This is a genomic window from Cryobacterium soli (genome assembly GCF_003611035.1).
GTDB classification, from domain to species: Bacteria; Actinomycetota; Actinomycetes; order Actinomycetales; family Microbacteriaceae; genus Cryobacterium; species Cryobacterium soli.
Genome location: NZ_CP030033.1, coordinates 1,758,813 through 1,775,155 on the forward strand (window position 1 = coordinate 1,758,813; position 16,343 = coordinate 1,775,155).

General features: G+C 69.8%; 13 protein-coding genes and 1 riboswitch. Of the genes, 9 read left to right on the forward strand and 4 right to left on the reverse strand.

What is annotated here, in order from left to right; all coding sequences use genetic code 11:
* Positions 1-7: 7 nt before the first annotated feature.
* Positions 8-835, forward strand: coding sequence for an HAD family hydrolase (locus DOE79_RS08020; RefSeq protein ID WP_245977204.1), 828 nt, complete (start codon positions 8-10; stop codon positions 833-835).
* A gap of 472 nt (positions 836-1,307) precedes the next feature.
* On the opposite strand, the gene glpK is transcribed toward DOE79_RS08020, so the two are convergent.
* The 3 genes from glpK to DOE79_RS08035 form a co-directional block, all read right to left on the reverse strand.
* Positions 1,308-2,825 carry a glycerol kinase GlpK gene (gene glpK / locus DOE79_RS08025; protein WP_120338041.1) on the reverse strand — a complete coding sequence of 506 codons (1,518 nt, stop codon included), beginning with the start codon at positions 2,823-2,825 and terminating at the stop codon, positions 1,308-1,310.
* Positions 2,826-2,883: 58 nt separating this feature from the next.
* Positions 2,884-3,648, reverse strand: a complete 765-nt coding sequence (locus DOE79_RS08030) for an MIP/aquaporin family protein (protein ID WP_120338042.1) — start codon at positions 3,646-3,648, stop codon at positions 2,884-2,886.
* A gap of 97 nt (positions 3,649-3,745) precedes the next feature.
* Positions 3,746-5,476 (reverse strand): glycerol-3-phosphate dehydrogenase/oxidase, encoded by a 1,731-nt coding sequence (locus DOE79_RS08035; RefSeq protein WP_120338043.1) that lies wholly within the window; start codon positions 5,474-5,476, stop codon positions 3,746-3,748.
* 175 nt (positions 5,477-5,651) lie between these two features.
* Here DOE79_RS08035 and DOE79_RS08040 point away from each other — a divergent pair, with 175 nt between their 5' ends.
* The 5 genes from DOE79_RS08040 to ribH all read left to right on the forward strand — a co-directional run bounded on the left by DOE79_RS08040 (position 5,652) and on the right by ribH (position 10,413).
* Complete coding sequence (locus DOE79_RS08040; RefSeq protein ID WP_245977206.1) at positions 5,652-6,626, forward strand: sugar-binding transcriptional regulator; 975 nt, start codon at positions 5,652-5,654, stop codon at positions 6,624-6,626.
* Positions 6,627-6,701: 75 nt separating this feature from the next.
* A riboswitch (FMN riboswitch) is annotated at positions 6,702-6,833 on the forward strand.
* Positions 6,834-6,913: 80 nt separating this feature from the next.
* A complete protein-coding gene (gene ribD, locus DOE79_RS08045) occupies positions 6,914-7,984 on the forward strand; it encodes a bifunctional diaminohydroxyphosphoribosylaminopyrimidine deaminase/5-amino-6-(5-phosphoribosylamino)uracil reductase RibD (protein ID WP_245977208.1) in 1,071 nt (356 codons plus the stop codon).
* Between the two features lie 10 nt (positions 7,985-7,994).
* Positions 7,995-8,684 carry a riboflavin synthase gene (locus DOE79_RS08050; RefSeq protein WP_120338044.1) on the forward strand — a complete coding sequence of 230 codons (690 nt, stop codon included), beginning with the start codon at positions 7,995-7,997 and terminating at the stop codon, positions 8,682-8,684.
* Positions 8,681-9,943: a GTP cyclohydrolase II gene (ribA, locus tag DOE79_RS08055; protein WP_120338045.1), complete on the forward strand. Its 1,263-nt coding sequence runs from the start codon at positions 8,681-8,683 to the stop codon at positions 9,941-9,943. The genes DOE79_RS08050 and ribA overlap by 4 nt, the downstream gene beginning before the upstream one ends.
* A complete protein-coding gene (gene ribH / locus DOE79_RS08060; RefSeq protein WP_120338046.1) occupies positions 9,940-10,413 on the forward strand; it encodes a 6,7-dimethyl-8-ribityllumazine synthase in 474 nt (157 codons plus the stop codon). The genes ribA and ribH overlap by 4 nt, the downstream gene beginning before the upstream one ends.
* Before the next feature lie 53 nt (positions 10,414-10,466).
* Here the strand turns inward: ribH and DOE79_RS08065 are convergent, their stop codons facing one another.
* Positions 10,467-10,835 (reverse strand): response regulator transcription factor, encoded by a 369-nt coding sequence (locus tag DOE79_RS08065; RefSeq protein ID WP_120338047.1) that lies wholly within the window; start codon positions 10,833-10,835, stop codon positions 10,467-10,469.
* A gap of 123 nt (positions 10,836-10,958) precedes the next feature.
* Here DOE79_RS08065 and DOE79_RS08070 point away from each other — a divergent pair, with 123 nt between their 5' ends.
* The 3 genes from DOE79_RS08070 (at position 10,959) to DOE79_RS08080 (ending at position 16,209) form a co-directional block, all read left to right on the forward strand.
* Positions 10,959-12,605, forward strand: coding sequence for a sensor histidine kinase (locus tag DOE79_RS08070; RefSeq protein WP_120338048.1), 1,647 nt, complete (start codon positions 10,959-10,961; stop codon positions 12,603-12,605).
* 128 nt (positions 12,606-12,733) lie between these two features.
* Positions 12,734-14,089: an MFS transporter gene (locus tag DOE79_RS08075; RefSeq protein ID WP_120338049.1), complete on the forward strand. Its 1,356-nt coding sequence runs from the start codon at positions 12,734-12,736 to the stop codon at positions 14,087-14,089.
* 161 nt (positions 14,090-14,250) lie between these two features.
* The gene (locus DOE79_RS08080; protein ID WP_120338050.1) at positions 14,251-16,209 is read left to right on the forward strand and encodes an ABC transporter ATP-binding protein; all 1,959 of its coding nucleotides are present in this window, start codon (positions 14,251-14,253) and stop codon (positions 16,207-16,209) included.
* The last annotated feature ends 134 nt before the right edge of the window (positions 16,210-16,343 follow it).

The following is a 16,343-nucleotide window of genomic DNA, read 5'->3' on the forward strand; positions in this document are numbered from 1 at the left end:
GGCTCCTGTGGCCGCTGAGGCCGCTGAGGCCGCTGAGGCCGCTGTGACCGGCGTGGCAGGTGCGACCGATGAGGCGCGTGCAGCCGGTCTGGCACCACCGGTGTTGGTGCTGTTCGATCTGGACGACACCCTGTTCGCGCACCGGGAGGCCGTGGCCGCTGGGATCCTCGGGCACGTCGCCGCACAGGGCGGCCGGGGCGCCGGCGCCGACCCGCACTCGGTCGTGACGCTCTGGAACGCGCTCGAAGAGCAGCACTATCACGCCTACCTTGCCGGCGAGCTGGACTTCGCCGGACAGCGCAGCGCCCGGGCGCGGGACTTCGCCGCGGCGCACGGGGTGGACCTCACCGAGGCGGAGGCCGCTGCCTGGTTCGACGACTATTTCCTGCACTACCGGGCGAACTGGCGCCTGCACGACGACGCTCTGCCGTGCCTGGACGCACTGACCCGCCGCATCCCCGGCGTGCGATTCGGGCTGATCACCAACGGCGAGCTGGCCTACCAGAGCGTGAAGCTGGCCGACACCGGGCTGGACGCCCGGGTGGAGCACGTGGTCACCTCGGCCGAGTTCGGCCTGGCCAAGCCCCGGCCGGAGATCTTCCGGCGCGCCTGCGCCCTCTTCGGCGCCGACCCTGCCCGCTCGGTTTACGTGGGCGACCGGTTGCGCACCGACGCGATCGGCGCTGCCGCCGCGGGCCTCACCGGCGTCTGGCTGGACCGGGTCGGCGCCGCCGGCCCTCCCCCGCCGGACGCCGACCTCGTCGAGGCCCGAGAGCTGGGCGTCATCCGTCTCACCGCCCTCGACGCCCTGCCCGCCCTCCTCGCCCCGAGCTAGCGCCAACCGGACGCGGCCACGTGGGACCGTACAGGCCGACGCGCGGGTCAGGCGCCGCTGCGCCGGTGGCACGCCAGGCGCGGAACGGCGCCGCACCCGCGCGCCCCCAGGCGCGGGCCCGACGCCGCTGCGCGGGAGGCACGCCGCTGCGCGAGAGGCACGCCGCCACGCGGGAGGCACGCCGCCACGCGAGAGGCACGCCGCCACGCGAGAGGCACGCCGCCACGCGAGAGGCACGCCGCCACGCGAGAGGCACGCCGCCACGCGGGAGGCACGCCGCTGCGCGGGAGGCACGCCGCTCCCGCCCGGCACCCGCGGAACGGCGCCGCACCCGCGCACCGCGTCACGCGGGTCAGGCGCCGCTGCGCAGGAGGCACGCCAGGCGCGGAACGGCGCCGCACCCGCGCAACTCCGGAGAGTGACGGATGCGGCGCCGAAGTGATGGCCGCTGAGGGTCTGCTGGGTCCTGGGGCTAGAGGACGTCCTCGTCGACCCAGTCGAGGGTCTTTGTGACGGCCTTCTTCCAGTTGCGGAGCAGACGGGCCCGCTCGGCCTCGTCCATGTCGGGCTCCCAACGGGCGTCTTCCTGCCAGTTGGCGCGCAGCTCGCCCAGGCCGCTCCAGAATCCCACGGCCAGGCCGGCCGCGTAGGCGGCGCCGAGCGCGGTGGTCTCGGCGACGACCGGGCGTACCACGGGCACACCGAGGATGTCAGCCTGGAACTGCAGCAGCAGGTTGTTGCCCGTTGCCCCGCCGTCGACCTTGAGCTCGGTCAGCGGCACACCGGAGTCGGCGTTGACGGCGTCGATGACCTCGCGGGTCTGGAAGGCGATGGCCTCCAGTGCCGCGCGGGCGATGTGGCCCTTGTTCACGAACCGGGTGAGTCCCACGAGTGCGCCACGGGCGTCCGAGCGCCAGTACGGCGCGAACAAGCCGCTGAACGCCGGCACGAAGTACGCGCCGCCGTTGTCGTCGACGGTGCGGGCGAGCGCCTCGATCTCACTGGCCGAACTGATCATGCCGAGGCTGTCACGCAGCCACTGGATGAGCGATCCGGTGACGGCGATGGAGCCCTCGAGCGCGTAGTGCGGTTCGGCGTCGCCGAGCTTGTAGCCGAGCGTGGTGAGCAGGCCGTTCTTGGAGTGGATGATCTCGGTGCCGGTGTTGAAGATCAGGAAGTTACCGGTGCCGTAGGTGTTCTTCGCCTCGCCCTGGTCGAATGCGGCCTGGCCGAACGTGGCCGCCTGCTGGTCGCCGAGGATGCCGGCGATGGGCACCTCGCGCAGCAGGCTGTGCTCGTTGACGGTGCCGTAGACCTCGCTGGAGGAGCGGATCTCGGGCATCATCGAGCGCGGCACCCCGAAGATCCCGAGGATCTCGTCGTCCCATTCGAGGGTCTCGAGGTTCATGAACAGGGTGCGGCTGGCGTTGGTGACGTCGGTCGCGTGTACGCCGCCCTCGAGCCCGCCGGTGAGGTTCCAGAGCACCCAGGTGTCGGTGGTGCCGAACATCAGGTCGCCGGCGTCGGCCTTCTCACGGGCGCCCTCGACGTTCTCGAGGATCCAGGCGATCTTGGTGCCGGAGAAGTACGTGGCCAGGGGCAGGCCGACGACGGGCTTGAACCGGTCGCCACCGCCATCCGCCGCAAGACGGTCGACGATGGCCTGCGTGCGGGTGTCCTGCCAGACGATGGCGTTGTAGACCGGCAGCCCGGTGGTGCGGTCCCAGACCACGGCGGTCTCGCGCTGGTTGGTGATGCCCACGGCCTCGATGTCGTGCCGGGTGAGGTTGGCCTTGGACAGCGCCTGGCCGATCACCTGACGGGTGTTGCCCCAGATCTCCATCGGGTCGTGTTCGACCCAGCCGGCGCGGGGAAAGATCTGCTCGTGTTCGAGCTGACCGGTGGAGACTATCGAGCCCGAGTGATCGAAGATGATCGCGCGGGTGCTCGTGGTGCCCTGGTCGATGGCGAAGATGTACTTGTCACTCATGTCGGAACTCCTGTGTTGGGACGCGGTTGGTGAGATTGATGGGCGGGCGGGGAAACGGTCAGGCAAGGATGGGTAGCAGGATCAGGGACGCCCAGCCGGCGAGCACGCCGCCGATGACCGGCCCGGCGACGGGAACCCACGAGTAGGACCAGTCGGAGCCGCGCTTGCCCTTGATGGGCAGAAGCGCGTGGGCGATGCGGGGGCCGAGGTCACGCGCCGGGTTGATGGCGTAGCCCGTTGGCCCGCCGAGCGAGGTGCCGATCACGATCACCAGCAGCGCCACCGGGAGGGCGCCGAGGGCGGCGAGGCCGCCGTTCTCGCCCTGGCGTCCGCCGCCGAACGCGATCACCACGAACACCAGCACAAACGTGCCGATGATCTCGGTGACCAGGTTCCAGCCGTACGAGCGGATGGCCGGCCCGGTCGCGAAGACGCCGAGCTTGTTCGCCGGCTCAGGTTCCTGGTCGAAGTGCTGCTTGTAGGCCAGCCAGACCACGACGGCGCCGATGATGGCGCCGATCATCTGGGCGGCGATGTAGGTGAGCACCGAGACGAGGTTCACCGGCACGCCCGAGCCGAACTCGGTGGCCCCCGAGGACACCAGGCCCAGGGTCACCGCCGGGTTCAGGTGCGCGCCCGAGTTGTAGGAGACGATCACACCGGCGAAGACCGCGAGGCCCCAGCCGATGGTGACCATGAGGAAGCCGGCTCCGAAGCCCTTGTTCTTCGTGAGGGCGACGTTGGCGACGACGCCACAGCCGAGGAGCACCAGGAGGGCCGTGCCCACCAGCTCCGAGAGGAATACAACACCGAGATTGTCCACGTTGACCTTTCGTGTTTCTCGGAGACGCCGAAAGCTCAGCGCACTCCGTCGTGCAGTAGCGGGGAGCGGAGAAATCCTCCGCCCCCTCGAAAGAGAGCTAGATCGACGGCACCGTGTCCGCCGCGGCGAGGTCGACGCCGTGCACCTCACGGAGCTCCGCGACAGCCTGCTCGATTTCAGCGGCGGTGCGCTCGGCGTCCCAGCCGAGCACCGGCGCGAGCAGCCCGGCGAGTTCCTCGAGCAGGGGCACGCTGAGCCCGCCGACGAAGGCGAGGCTGGTGCGGCGCAGCAGCAGGTCGATCAGGTGCGTGACGGACTCTTCGCGGGCCAGGTACTCGATCTCCCGGCGGGAGTAGAGCGCGTTGTGCTCCAGCGGTGCATCCGGCTGCTCGGTGAGCACGTCGATGATGGCGGCCGCGCGGGTGCCGTACCGGGTGAGCAGCTGTTGGGCGCGGGCACGGCCCACCTCGTCGCCATGGGCGGCGAGCCATACCGTGAGCGCGGCGGGCGTGGCCGGGAATCCCTTGCCGCCACCGATGGCCAGACCCACGGTGGACACCACGCGCGGCTGGCCGAGCAGGGCCAGGATGTCGCCGCTGAGGTGTTCGGCCAGCGCCCGGAAGGTGGTCCACTTGCCGCCGACGAGGCTGAGCAGGGTGCCGGGGCGCGAGCCCAGCGGGCTGGACTCGATGCGGTAGTCGCGGGACACGAAGCCGGGGGCCTCGTCGTCGTGCCGGGGCAGCGGGCGCACGCCGGAGAACCGGAACACGATGTGCGAACGGTTCACCTCGATGTCGGGGAACACGTGCTTGACCAGGTCGAAGAAGTAGTCGATCTCGTCTTCGGTGGTGCGGATGGGCTGCGTCATGTCGTGCTCGAGGTCGGTGGTGCCGATGAGCACCCGGCCGGCGAGCGGGTAGATCAGCACGATGCGGCCGTCGTTGTTCTCGAAGAAGATCTCGCCGCCGCCGGTGGCCTCGAGCAGCTCGGGGTGGTCGAGGACGATGTGCGAGCCCTTGGTGCCGCCCATGTAGGTGCTGGCCTGGCCGAGCGCCGTGTTGGTCAGGTCGGTCCACGGTCCAGAGGTGTTCACGACCACGTCGGCGGCGAAGCTGAATTCCTCGCCCGTGATGGTGTTGCGGAGGCGCACGCCATCGGCGTCCATGCCCACGGCTTCGACGTAGTTGGCAGCGCGGGCGTGCCGGCCGGCGTCCAGGCCGTCGCGGAGCACGTCAAGCGCGAGGCGCTCGGGGTCGTGCATCGAGGCGTCGTAGTAGGTGGCCGTGTACTTGAGGCCGGGGTTCAGCCGCGGCAGCCGGGCCAGCGACTTCTTACGGCCGTGGAACTCGTGCTTGGGCACCGAGCCGCCGTCGCGGGAGAAGGAGTCGTAGAGCACCAGGCCCACCTTGATCAGCAGCGCGCCGCGCTCCTGCGCCTTGCCCTGCTTGTGGGTGAGGAAGCGCAGCGGAGCGGCGAGCACTCCGGAGAGGGCCGAGAACATCGGCACCGTGGTCGGCAGCGGCTTCACATAGTGCGGGGCGATCTTGAGCAGGCCGTTCCGCTCGGTGACGGACTCCTTGACCAGCCGGAACTCACCGTTCTCCAGGTAGCGGATGCCGCCGTGGATCATGTGCGACGAAGCCGCGGATGCCCCGGACACGTAGTCGCCCCGGTCGACGATGGCCACGTCGACACCTTGCAGTGCCAGGTCGCGGAAGGTAGCGATGCCGTTGATGCCGGCGCCGATGATGAGCACCTTGGCCTGGGGGCGCTCGGCGAGCGCGGCGCGGGCGGCGTCGGCGGGTGAGGAAACGGGGTTGGACTGCACTGTTCACTACCTTTGTTCGTCATTCGACCAAGCCGACGACCGGATGCTGCGCGGTGCCGATTGGTGCGGAAAGCCCAACCGGGTTTGCGCGGGGGCCCTCCATATGGATTAATCAAGCTTGAGTAGATCAATCACATCCGGTCAAGCCGAGTGAACAAACGTGCAAGGAGGGGCTGTGAGCCTCGTCGATGAGTCAGCGCAGTCCGATCGGGTGCGGGATGCCCTCACCGCGGCGCACCTGTATTACATGCAGGACCTGACCATGGATGCCATCGCCCACGAGCTGCATACCTCCCGCTCTTCGGTGTCCCGCCTGCTCAGCCACGCTCGGGCGACCGGTCTCGTGGACATCCAGATCCGCTCCCCACTGGACGCGCCGAGCCGCCTCGAGCTGCTCATCGCGGAGCGTTTCCAGATCACCGCGCACGTCGTTCCCGTGCCCGATCACGCCACGGACGTGGACAGATTGGAACGTGTGGCGCTCTCAGTTGCACGGATTCTCGGTCAGTTCTTCGACTCGAACATGGTCATGGGCATCGCCTGGGGCTCCACGATGAACGCCATCAGCCGCCATGTGACGCCCAAGCAGACCCACAACTCGCAGATCATCCAGCTCAACGGCGCCGGCAATATGCGCACCACGGGCCTGAGCTACGCCAGCGAGATCCTCGGCCGGTTCGGCTACGCGTTCGGGGCGCACGTGCACCAGTTCCCGGTGCCGGCGTTCTTCGACAGCCCGGCCACCAAGCAGGCGCTCTGGCGGGAACGCAGCGTCAGCCGGCTGCTCGAGATGCAGGCCCGGATGGATGTGGCCCTGTTCGGTCTCGGCTCGCCGTTCTCCGAGGTGCCCAGCCACGTCTACGCGGGCGGTTACCTGGAGGAGGCCGACTACACCTCACTCAGCCGGGCGGGTGTGGTGGGCGATGTGGCCACGATCTTCTACCGGGCGGACGGCTCCACCGACGGCATCCTGCTGAACGCGCGCGGCACCGGTCCCGACTTCGGCGTGCTGCGGAAGACCCCGCGTCGGCTCTGCGTGGTCTCGGGAACGGCGAAGCTGGCGAGCCTCCGCGGCGCGCTCAAAGCCGGCCTGATCACCGATCTGTTCGTCGACGAAAGTACCGCCAGGGCTCTGGTCGCCGCTCCCTGAGAAACCCGAGAAGTCGTCAGATGTCGGCGGGAATACCTCATCACCCCACACGTTGAGATATAACTGACTATAAGAAACGTGCTCCGGGGTCGGTGAGAATCCGAACCGGCGGTGAAAGTCCGCGAGCCGGATCCTGCTGTTTGGGTTCCGGTTGAGCTGGTGAAATTCCAGCACCGACGGTTAAAGTCCGGATGGGAGGAGCTGCGGATCGACGGTTGTTTGTGGACCGTCGACGGCTTTCGTGTACGCGAAAACCCCCTCCCGGAGCGTCTACGACGGGACAGGGAATGCACCAGCAGTACACGCTCGACAGCGCTATGCGCCGAGCCCTGCAGCTGGCGGGCAACGGACCAGCCGACGGGGTCAATCCCCGGGTCGGCTGTGTGATCCTCAATCCAGCCGGCGAGATCATCGCCGAAGGCTGGCATCGCGGCGCCGGCACCTGCCACGCCGAAGTGGATGCGCTCGCCCAGCTCGCCCCGGATGCCGCCCGCGGCGCCACCGCCGTGGTCACCCTCGAACCGTGCAACCACACCGGTCGCACCGGCCCGTGCGCCCTCGCCCTGATCGACGCGGGCATCGGCCGGGTCGTCTACGCCGTCGCCGACCCCGGCCGGCACTCCTCCGGCGGTGCCGACCGTCTGCGCGCGGCCGGCGTCGACGTGACCGGCGGGCTCCTCGCCGACGAGGTCGAGGCCTTCCTCTCCGACTGGCTGGTCGCCGCCCGGCTGGGCCGCCCGTTCGTCACCCTCAAGTGGGCCTCGAGCCTGGACGGCCGCGCCGCGGCGGCCGACGGCAGCAGCCGCTGGATCACCGGACCGGTCGCCCGGCAGGACGTGCACCGCCGCCGCGCCACGGCCGACGCGATCCTGGTGGGCACCGGAACCGCCCTGGCGGACGACCCCAGCCTCACCGCACGCGACAGTGAGGGCACCCTGCTGCCGCACCAGCCGCAGCCCGTCGTGGTGGGCGACCGGGCCGTGCCGGCCGGGGCGGCGGTGCACCTGCATCCGCTCGCGCCGTGGTTTGTGGCCGGGCACGATGTGGCCGCGCTGCTGGCCACCCTGCACGAGCGGGGCATCCGCCGGGTGTTCGTGGAAGGCGGCCCCACCCTGGCCAGCGCCTTCGTGCGGGCCGGGCTGGTCGACGAATACCTGGTCTACCTGGCTCCCACCCTCCTCGGCGGCGACCGGCTGGCGCTCGGCGACATCGGCGTCACCGGCATCGCCGGGCAACGCCGACTGCAGATCGACGACCTGGTGCGCCTCGGCGACGACATCCTGCTGATCGCCCACAGCATCCCGACCGAGACCACCACCGACCAGACCATCCCCGCCGTGACAGCCAGCGAGAAGTGAAGAGGACCCCATGTTCACCGGAATCATTGAGGAGCTCGGCAGCATCGAGCACATCGAACACACCGCCGACGCCGCCCGGCTCACCATCCGCGGCCCGCTGGTGGTCGACGGCGCCGGCCACGGCGACTCCATCTCGGTGAACGGCGTGTGCCTGACCGTGGTGGAGCAGACCCCCGACACCTTCACCGCCGACGTGATGGCGCAGACCCTGGCCATGTCGACGCTGTCCGGCGCCACCGAGGGATCGGCCGTGAACCTCGAACGTGCCGCCCTCGTCGGCGGCCGGCTCGGCGGCCACATCGTGCAGGGCCACATCGACGGCACCGGCACCGTGCTGGCCGTCGTGCCCGGCGACGCGTGGCGGGTCGTGCGGTTCACCCTCAGCCCCGCCCTGGCGCCTCTCGTGGTGGACAAGGGCTCGATCGCCATCGACGGCGTGTCCCTCACGGTCAGCAACATCTCTCCCGCGACCGAGCCCGAGCAGTGGTTCGAGGTGTCGCTGATCCCCGAGACGCTCGCCGCCACGACGCTGGGCGGCCTCGAGGTGGGCGACCGGGTGAACCTGGAGACCGACATCCTGGCCCGGCACGTCGAGCGAATGCTCGCCCTCGCGGCGAGCGCCGCCGAACGGGCCGCCCCGGCCGCATCCGAACTTTCCGAACCGTCCGCAGCATCCGTAGTACAAAGGAGCACCTCATGAGCCTCGCCGACATCCCCACCGCACTCGCGGCACTCCGGCTCGGCAAGCCCGTCATCGTCGCCGACGATGAGGGGCGCGAGAACGAGGGCGACGTGATCATCTCAGCCCAGCTGGCCACCCAGGAATGGCTGGCCTGGACGGTGCGGCACTCTTCAGGGTTCATCTGCGCGCCGATGACCAACGACATCGCCGACACCCTCGACCTGCCCGTGATGGTGCTCAACAACGAAGACCCCCGCGGCACCAACTACACGGTCACCGTCGACGCCGCCGACCGGCTCAGCACGGGCATCAGCGCCGCCGACCGGGCGCACACCCTGCGCGTGCTGGCCGATCCCACGTCCACGCCGACCAGCCTCAACCGGCCCGGCCACATCCTGCCGCTGCGTGCAATGGACGGCGGGGTGCGTGAACGTGACGGCCACACCGAGGCCGCCGTCGACCTGATGAAGCTGGCCGGTCTGGTGCCCGTCGCCGGGATCAGCGAGATCGTCGCCGAGGACGGCGAGATGATGCGGCTGCCCGGACTGCTCGTGCTCGGCGAGCGCGAGGGCATCCCGGTGATCACCATCGCCGACCTCATCGACTACCTGCAGGAATTCCACTGCGACGACGACCTCGCCTCGGTCAGCCCCATCCGCGAGTCGCCGCGGGTGGACTTCGAGGTGGAGACCACGGTGCCCACCTCGCACGGCGCCTTCAAGATCCGCGCCTACCGCGACCGGATGACCGGAGCCGACCACGTGGCGATCGTCTCGGGAACCCCGCACGACGGCGCCCTCGTGCGTGTGCACTCCGAGTGCCTCACCGGCGAAGCGTTCGGCTCGCTCAAATGCGAGTGCGGCCCGCAGCTGCAGGCCGCCCTGGACACCATCGACCGCGAGGGCGGCGTGGTCGTGTACCTGCGCGGTCAGGAGGGCCGCGGCATCGGGCTGATCAACAAGCTGCGCGCGTACAAGCTGCAGGAGGACGGCCTGGACACCCTCGACGCGAACCTCGCCCTGGGCCTGCCCGCCGACTCCCGCGACTACGGGGCGGCCACCGCCATCCTCGACGAGCTCGGCATGAGCTCGGTGCGGCTGCTCACCAACAACCCCGAGAAGGTGCGCCAGCTCGAGGCGCACGGCGTGACGGTCACCGAGCGGGTGCCGCTCGTCGTGGGCGTCGGCAGCCACAACGAGGACTACCTGGCGGCCAAACGTGACCGCATGGGCCATGAAATCTCAGCACACCAGATCGTGAAAGGACTCGCACTATGAGTGGAGCAGGCTCCCCCGACATCAACGTCGACGGCACCGGGCTGGAGGTCGTCATCATCGCCGGCCGGTGGCACGACGTGATCACCGACGGGCTCATCGCCGGGGCCACCCGGGTGCTCGAGGCATCCGGGGCGACGTTCTCGCTCGTGCGCGTTCCCGGCAGCTTCGAGCTGCCCGTGGCGAGCAAGGTGGCGCTGGATGCCGGCGCCGACGCGGTGGTGGCGCTCGGCGTGATCATCCGCGGCGGCACCCCGCACTTCGAGTACGTGTCGGCGGCGGCGACGGATGGCCTCACCCGTGTGGCGCTGGACACCGGCAAGCCCGTGGGCTTCGGCGTGCTCACCCTCGACGACGAGCAGCAGGGCCTGGACCGGGCCGGCCTGCCCGGCTCGAAGGAGGACAAGGGCGAGGAGGCCGCGACGGCGGCGCTGGCGACGGCCCTCGTGCTCAAGGCCCTGCGCGCCCGGTAGCCCACCAGGTCTCGACAGGCGCGACCGACGGGCGGGAACGAACGCGGGGTGGGTCAGTGGGGCGTCAACAGCGCGTCGACGCGTTCGAGCAGGTCGTTGGCCCGGAACGGTTTGATCAGGTACGCATCGGCCCCGGCCGCCAACGCCTGCGCGATGTCGCTGTCCTGCGACTTGGCCGTGAGCAGCAGGATGCGCGGCTGGGTCAGCGAGGTGTCCGCACGGATCTCGGCGCTCACCTCCACCCCGGTGAGCTTGGGCATCATCCAGTCCAGCACCACGAGGTCGGGCTCGCTGGCGCGCGCCGCTTCCAGCCCTTCCAGCCCGTCACCGGCCTCGGACACCTCGTGCCCGGCCCGGCGGAGCTTGTGGGCGATGAGCGCCCTGACATCCTCGTCGTCCTCGACGATCAGAATGCGTGACATGCGTATTCTCCCCCGGCTTGACCAGCAACGTCCGCGCCGCACCCCCGAACAGGGCACACGACGCGCTACGTTGACATTATCCAATCGCGCCGCAACCACAGCCCATAGGGGGACACCACGCCGGTGAACAGTTTCGTCGCGTTGCTGTGGGCGGCTCCGCGCGCGTGGCGGTTCACTGCCATCGCCCTGTTCCTCCTGATGGTCTATGTCCTCGGTCTCGCTGCGGTGCTGGCACCGGCGACCGACAGCGGGGTGGCGGCCTGGTGGCCCGCTGCCGCGGCCGGTGCGCTCGCGCTGTGCCTGGCCCGAGGCTCCGAGCGCTGGCTGGTCGCCCTCCTCGTCGGGGGCGTCAGTGTGGCGGCGAACCTCGGCGGTGGGCGCCCGCTGCCCGTGGCGCTGGGTTTCGGACTGGCCAATGGGCTGGAAGCCGGCGCATTCGTGGCCGTGTATGCCGGGCGGGGCGAACCCGCCCGACTCGACACGGTGCGGGACGTGCTCCGGTTCACCATCGCGGCAACCTGCGGCGCCCTGGCCGCGGGCGTCACCGCCGCCGCCACCGTGGCGGTGGTCGCGGGCGGCTCCTTCGGCACCGTGTTGCTCGCCGTGGTCCCCTCACACGCCTTTGCCGTCTTCACGCTCGCGCCGCTGGCTCTGACACGGGGTCGACGCGTGCGGTCGGAGCGCACTCTCGAGCTTCTCATCCAGATCGGCTTCGTGCTGCTCGTGCTCGGCGTCGCGTACGGGCCCGGCCGGTCCCTGCCGATATCGTTCATGATCCTGCCCCTGCTCACCTGGGCGGCGTTCCGGTTCGGCATCCGCGTCGTGGCCTGGGAACTGTGCGTCACGGCTTTGGTGGCCTCAGGCTTCAGCTCGATGGGCGTCGGCTATTTCACCTCGGCATCCGGTACCGCGACCGCAGCGACGGGGTCCCTCGTGCACCTGTTCCTGATCACTTACGCGACCTCGGTGCTGTTGTTGGCCGCCGAACTCGCCCAGCGCGACGCCCTGCTCGAACGCGAACGTGAGGTGGTGCACGGGCTGCGCGACCTCGACCGCCAGAAAGATGACTTCGTCTCCTCGGTCAGCCACGAGCTGCGCACCCCCATCACCAGCATCCTGGGTTTTGCGGAAGAGCTCGAAGACACCGACCTCAGCCCCGAGCAGGCCCGGTTCACCCGGGTCGTCGTGCGCAACTCGCACCGGTTGGCCCAGCTGGTGGAGAACCTGCTCGACCTCTCGAGCATGAGCCTGCAGTCGGAGGCCGGCCCGGTCGGGCCCGTCGACCTGCGCACCCTGGTCGCTGAATGCGTCGAGGAGCTGGCCCCGCAGGCGCACAGCGCCGGCGTCACCCTGACCGCTGAGTTCGGGGACGGGATGCTGACCCTGCAGAGTTCGGCATCCGATGTTCGCCGGGTGCTGACCAACCTCGTCGGCAACGCCGTCAAGTTCACGCCGGCGCACGGGCGGGTGTGGGTGGGCTGCACCTCTGACGCCGACGGGGTGCTGCTCACGGTGAGCGACAACGGCATCGGCATTCCGCCCGCCGACGTGGAGCGGGTCTTCGACAGGTTCTACCGGTCGGCCAGCGCTGAGTCGCTGCCGGGCACCGGACTCGGGCTGCCGCTGACCAAGGGGCTGGTCGACCGGCTCGGCGGCAGAGTCGACCTGCAGTCCGACGGCCGCACCGGCACCCACGTCACGGTCGCCCTGCCGTGGCTGGCCTCGCCGGCGCCGGCGGGGGATTCGTCGGCCGTCACCGCCGGAATGTAGGGTGAATCAGGGCCGCCACAAGCGGCCCCCTTCTCATTGCACCGTCTCACGTTCGCCCCAGTCGACTGACCGCCGCCGCGCGCCGAACGCCAGCCCCGCCCTCTCCCCTTGTGAAAGCGCCGTTTCCCATGTCTGCATCCACCGCGGCGGTCACCTCCGCCGCTCCCGCGCCCGCGAATCCGCGCAGCCGCGTCATCCTGGCCAGCCTCATCGGCACCACCATCGAGTTCTACGACTTCTACGTCTACGCCACCGCGGCGGTCCTCGTCTTCCCGCACCTCTTCTTCCCCTCCGGCAACGAGACCGCCGCCCTGCTGGCCTCATTCGCGGTCTTCGGTGCCGCCATGGTGGCCCGCCCGCTCGGCGCCCTGTTCTTCGGGCACTTCGGCGACCGGAAGGGCCGCAAGGCCACCCTCGTGGGCGCCCTGCTCACGATGGGTATCGCGACGTTCCTCATCGGCGTGCTGCCGACCTACTCGATGGTGGGCTGGTTCGCCCCGGCCATGCTGGTGGTGCTCCGCCTCGCGCAGGGCTTCGCGCTCGGCGGCGAGTGGAGCGGCGCCGCCCTGGTGGCCACCGAGAATGCGCCCAAGGGCAAGCGCGCCTGGTACGGCACCTTCCCTCAGGTGGGCGCCCCGCTCGGCTTCATCATCGCCAACGGCCTGTTCCTCCTCATCGCACTGCTGCTGCCCTCCGACGACCCGACCCGGCCGTCCGACGCGTTCCTCGAGTGGGCCTGGCGGATTCCGTTCCTGTTCAGCGCCGTCATGGTCATCATCGGCCTGTGGGTGCGGCTGCGGCTGGTGGAGAGCGACTCGTTCACCAAGATCGTCACCACCAAGAAGGTAGCCAAGCTGCCGCTCGCCGCGGTGTTCAAGACCAACTGGCGCGAACTCATCCTGGGCACGTTCATCATGCTGGCCACCTACGTGCTGTTCTATCTGATGACCACGTTCAGCCTGAGCTACGGCCGGGCCGCAACGGATGCGCCGGTGGCCGGCCTCGGCTACAGCTACACGACGTTCGTGCTCATGATGATCGCCGGCGTGGTGTTCTTCGGCATCTTCACCCTCGCCTCCGGGCCGTGGGCCGACCGGTTCGGCCGTCGCCGCACGCTGCTCTGGGTGACCGCGGGCATCGTGGTGTTCGGGTTCCTCTTCGTGCCCCTGCTGGGCGCCGGGTTCCTCGGCGTGATGGTGTTCCTGATCCTGGGCTTCACCCTGATGGGCATGACGTTCGGTCCGATGGGCGCCCTGCTGCCCGAGCTGTTCCCCACCAACGTGCGGTACACCGGCTCGGCGTTCGCGTACAACATGAGTTCGATCCTCGGTGCGGCCGTGGCGCCGTTCATCGCCGTGTGGCTGTGGACCCTCGGTGGCGGCAGCCCGTTCTGGGTGGGCATGTACCTCTCGGTGATGGGCCTGGTCACCCTGGTTGCGCTGTTCCTCAGCCGCGAGACCCGAGACCTCGACCTGGACCGCTAACTCCCCCAAGTCGCGAAAGCGGCCATGGTGCTGCCTCTGTTCGCTGAGGCAGCCACATGGCCGCTTTCGCGCACCTGGATGGCGGTTAAGCTCGACTGGTGAGTACGACAGACCCCGGCACCGCTTCGTCCGAGACCCCCGCAGCCAAGCCCCGCTCCCGGATGGGCCGGCGCGGCGCACCCGTCGACGGTCCGCGCGCATCCTTCAGCCAGCTACTGCCCTACCTCTTCGAGCACAAGGCCGTGCTCAGCGTGGTCGTGGTGCTCAGCGTGCTCGGCGCCGCCGCCAGCCTGGCCCAGCCGCTGCTGGTGAGCCAGGTCATCACCCTCGTCGAGAAGACCCAACCGCTCGACGGCATCGTCGGCGCCCTCGTGGCGCTTGTCGTGGTCTCGGCGCTGATCAGCGGCTACCAGCACTACCTGCTGCAGCGCACCGGTGAGGGCGTGGTGCTCTCCAGCCGCAAACGCCTGATCGGGCGGATGCTCAACCTGCCGATCAGCCAGTTCGACGCCCGACGCACGGGTGACCTGGTCTCCCGGGTGGGCTCGGACACCACGCTGCTGCGCGCCGTACTCACCCAGGGCGCCGTGGAAGCCATCGGCGGCTCGCTCACCTTCATCGGTGCCATCATCGCGATGCTCATCATCGACCCGGTGCTGCTGGGCCTGACCGTGCTCGTGATCGGCGTCTCCGTGATCACCGTGGTGCTGCTCTCGCAGCGCATCCGCACGGCCAGCCTGGCCGCCCAGACCAAGGTCGGCGACCTCGCCGCGAGCGTGGAACGCGCCATCAGCGCCGTGCGCACCGTGCGTGCCGCCAATGCCACCGCCCGGGAGATCACCGTGGTGGAGAAGGACGCCGAGGGCGCCTGGCAGATGGGCATCAAGGTCGCCAAGATCTCCGCCCTCGTCGTGCCCATCGCCGGCATCGCCCTGCAGGTGTCACTGCTCGTCGTGCTCGGCGTGGGCGGCTTCCGCGTCGCCGACGGGAGCATCACGGTCGCCAACCTCGTCGCGTTCATCCTGTTCCTGTTCATGATGATCATGCCGCTGGGCCAGTTCTTCGGGGCGATCACCTCGATCAACTCGGCGCTCGGCGCGCTCGGCCGCATCCAGGAGATCATCGACCTGCCCAGCGAAGACCAGTTCGACCGCGACATCGCCCCGCTGGCGATCGTCGTGGGCGCCGCGAACGCCCGGGTCAACCCGCAGGCGCCGGCGATCTCGTTCGAGGACGTGCGCTTCCACTACGCGCCCACCGTGGCCGCCACGACGGATGCCGTCACCGGCGAGCAGCTCGTGCGCCCGGGCCCGGTGGCCCAGGCGGTTCTCGCCGCCGAAGACGGCACCACCCCCGACGCCACCACCGAGTTCGGCGGCACGAATGGCCTCCTCACCGGCGACGGCACGGACGCCGTGGCTTCCGCGGGCGCCGAACGCCAGCCCGTGCTGCGCGGGGTCTCGTTCAGCGCCCCGCGGGGCCTGCGCACCGCGTTGGTCGGCCCCTCGGGCGCCGGCAAGAGCACCATCCTCGCGCTGATCGAGCGCTTCTACGACGCCGACTCTGGCGTAGTGCGGCTGGGCGGCCTGGACATCCGCAGCCTGGACCGCACGGACCTGCGCAGCCAGATCGGCTACGTGGAGCAGGACGCCCCCGTGCTGGCCGGGTCGCTGCGCGACAACCTCACCCTGGCCACGCCCGACGCCACCGACGAGCAGTGCGTGGCCGTGCTGCACGCCGTGAACCTCGGCGAGGTGCTCGACCGTGACCCGGCCGGACTGGCCGCCGCGGTCGGTGAGGACGGCGTCAAGCTCTCTGGCGGCGAGCGCCAGCGACTGGCGATCGCCCGCGCGCTGCTGGCGGCGCCGCCGATTCTGCTGCTCGACGAGTCCACCTCCAGCCTGGACGGCATGAATGAGCAGCTGATGCGGGAGGCCATCGACAAGGTGGCCGTGGACCGCACGCTCATCGTGATCGCGCACCGGCTCTCCACCGTCGTCGACTCCGACCAGATCGTGGTGCTCGACCACGGCCAGGTCGTGGGCACCGGAACCCACTCCGAGCTCGTCGTGTCCACGCCGCTCTACCGCGACCTGGCCAAGCACCAACTGCTCGTCTGAGCGCAGCGCGAGCTCGCGCGAGTTGCCGCAAAGTGCCCCCTCAGAGTGCCTGAAGGGGCACTTTTCGGCATCTCGGCGAATTTCCCGGTCGCGAGTTGCCGCAAAGTGCCGTCTCAGCACGCGCGAAGGGGCAG

Bases quoted from the DNA above. Each gene is read 5' to 3' on its own strand.
- glpK (WP_120338041.1), bottom strand. From the start codon at position 2,825: ATGAGTGACAAGTACATCTTCGCCATCGACCAGGGCACCACGAGCACC.
- ribD (WP_245977208.1), top strand. From the start codon at position 6,914: ATGCACCAGCAGTACACGCTCGACAGCGCTATGCGCCGAGCCCTGCAG.
- DOE79_RS08050 (WP_120338044.1), top strand. From the start codon at position 7,995: ATGTTCACCGGAATCATTGAGGAGCTCGGCAGCATCGAGCACATCGAA.
- ribA (WP_120338045.1), top strand. From the start codon at position 8,681: ATGAGCCTCGCCGACATCCCCACCGCACTCGCGGCACTCCGGCTCGGC.
- ribH (WP_120338046.1), top strand. From the start codon at position 9,940: ATGAGTGGAGCAGGCTCCCCCGACATCAACGTCGACGGCACCGGGCTG.
- DOE79_RS08065 (WP_120338047.1), bottom strand. From the start codon at position 10,835: ATGTCACGCATTCTGATCGTCGAGGACGACGAGGATGTCAGGGCGCTC.
- DOE79_RS08075 (WP_120338049.1), top strand. From the start codon at position 12,734: ATGTCTGCATCCACCGCGGCGGTCACCTCCGCCGCTCCCGCGCCCGCG.
- DOE79_RS08080 (WP_120338050.1), top strand. From the start codon at position 14,251: ATGGGCCGGCGCGGCGCACCCGTCGACGGTCCGCGCGCATCCTTCAGC.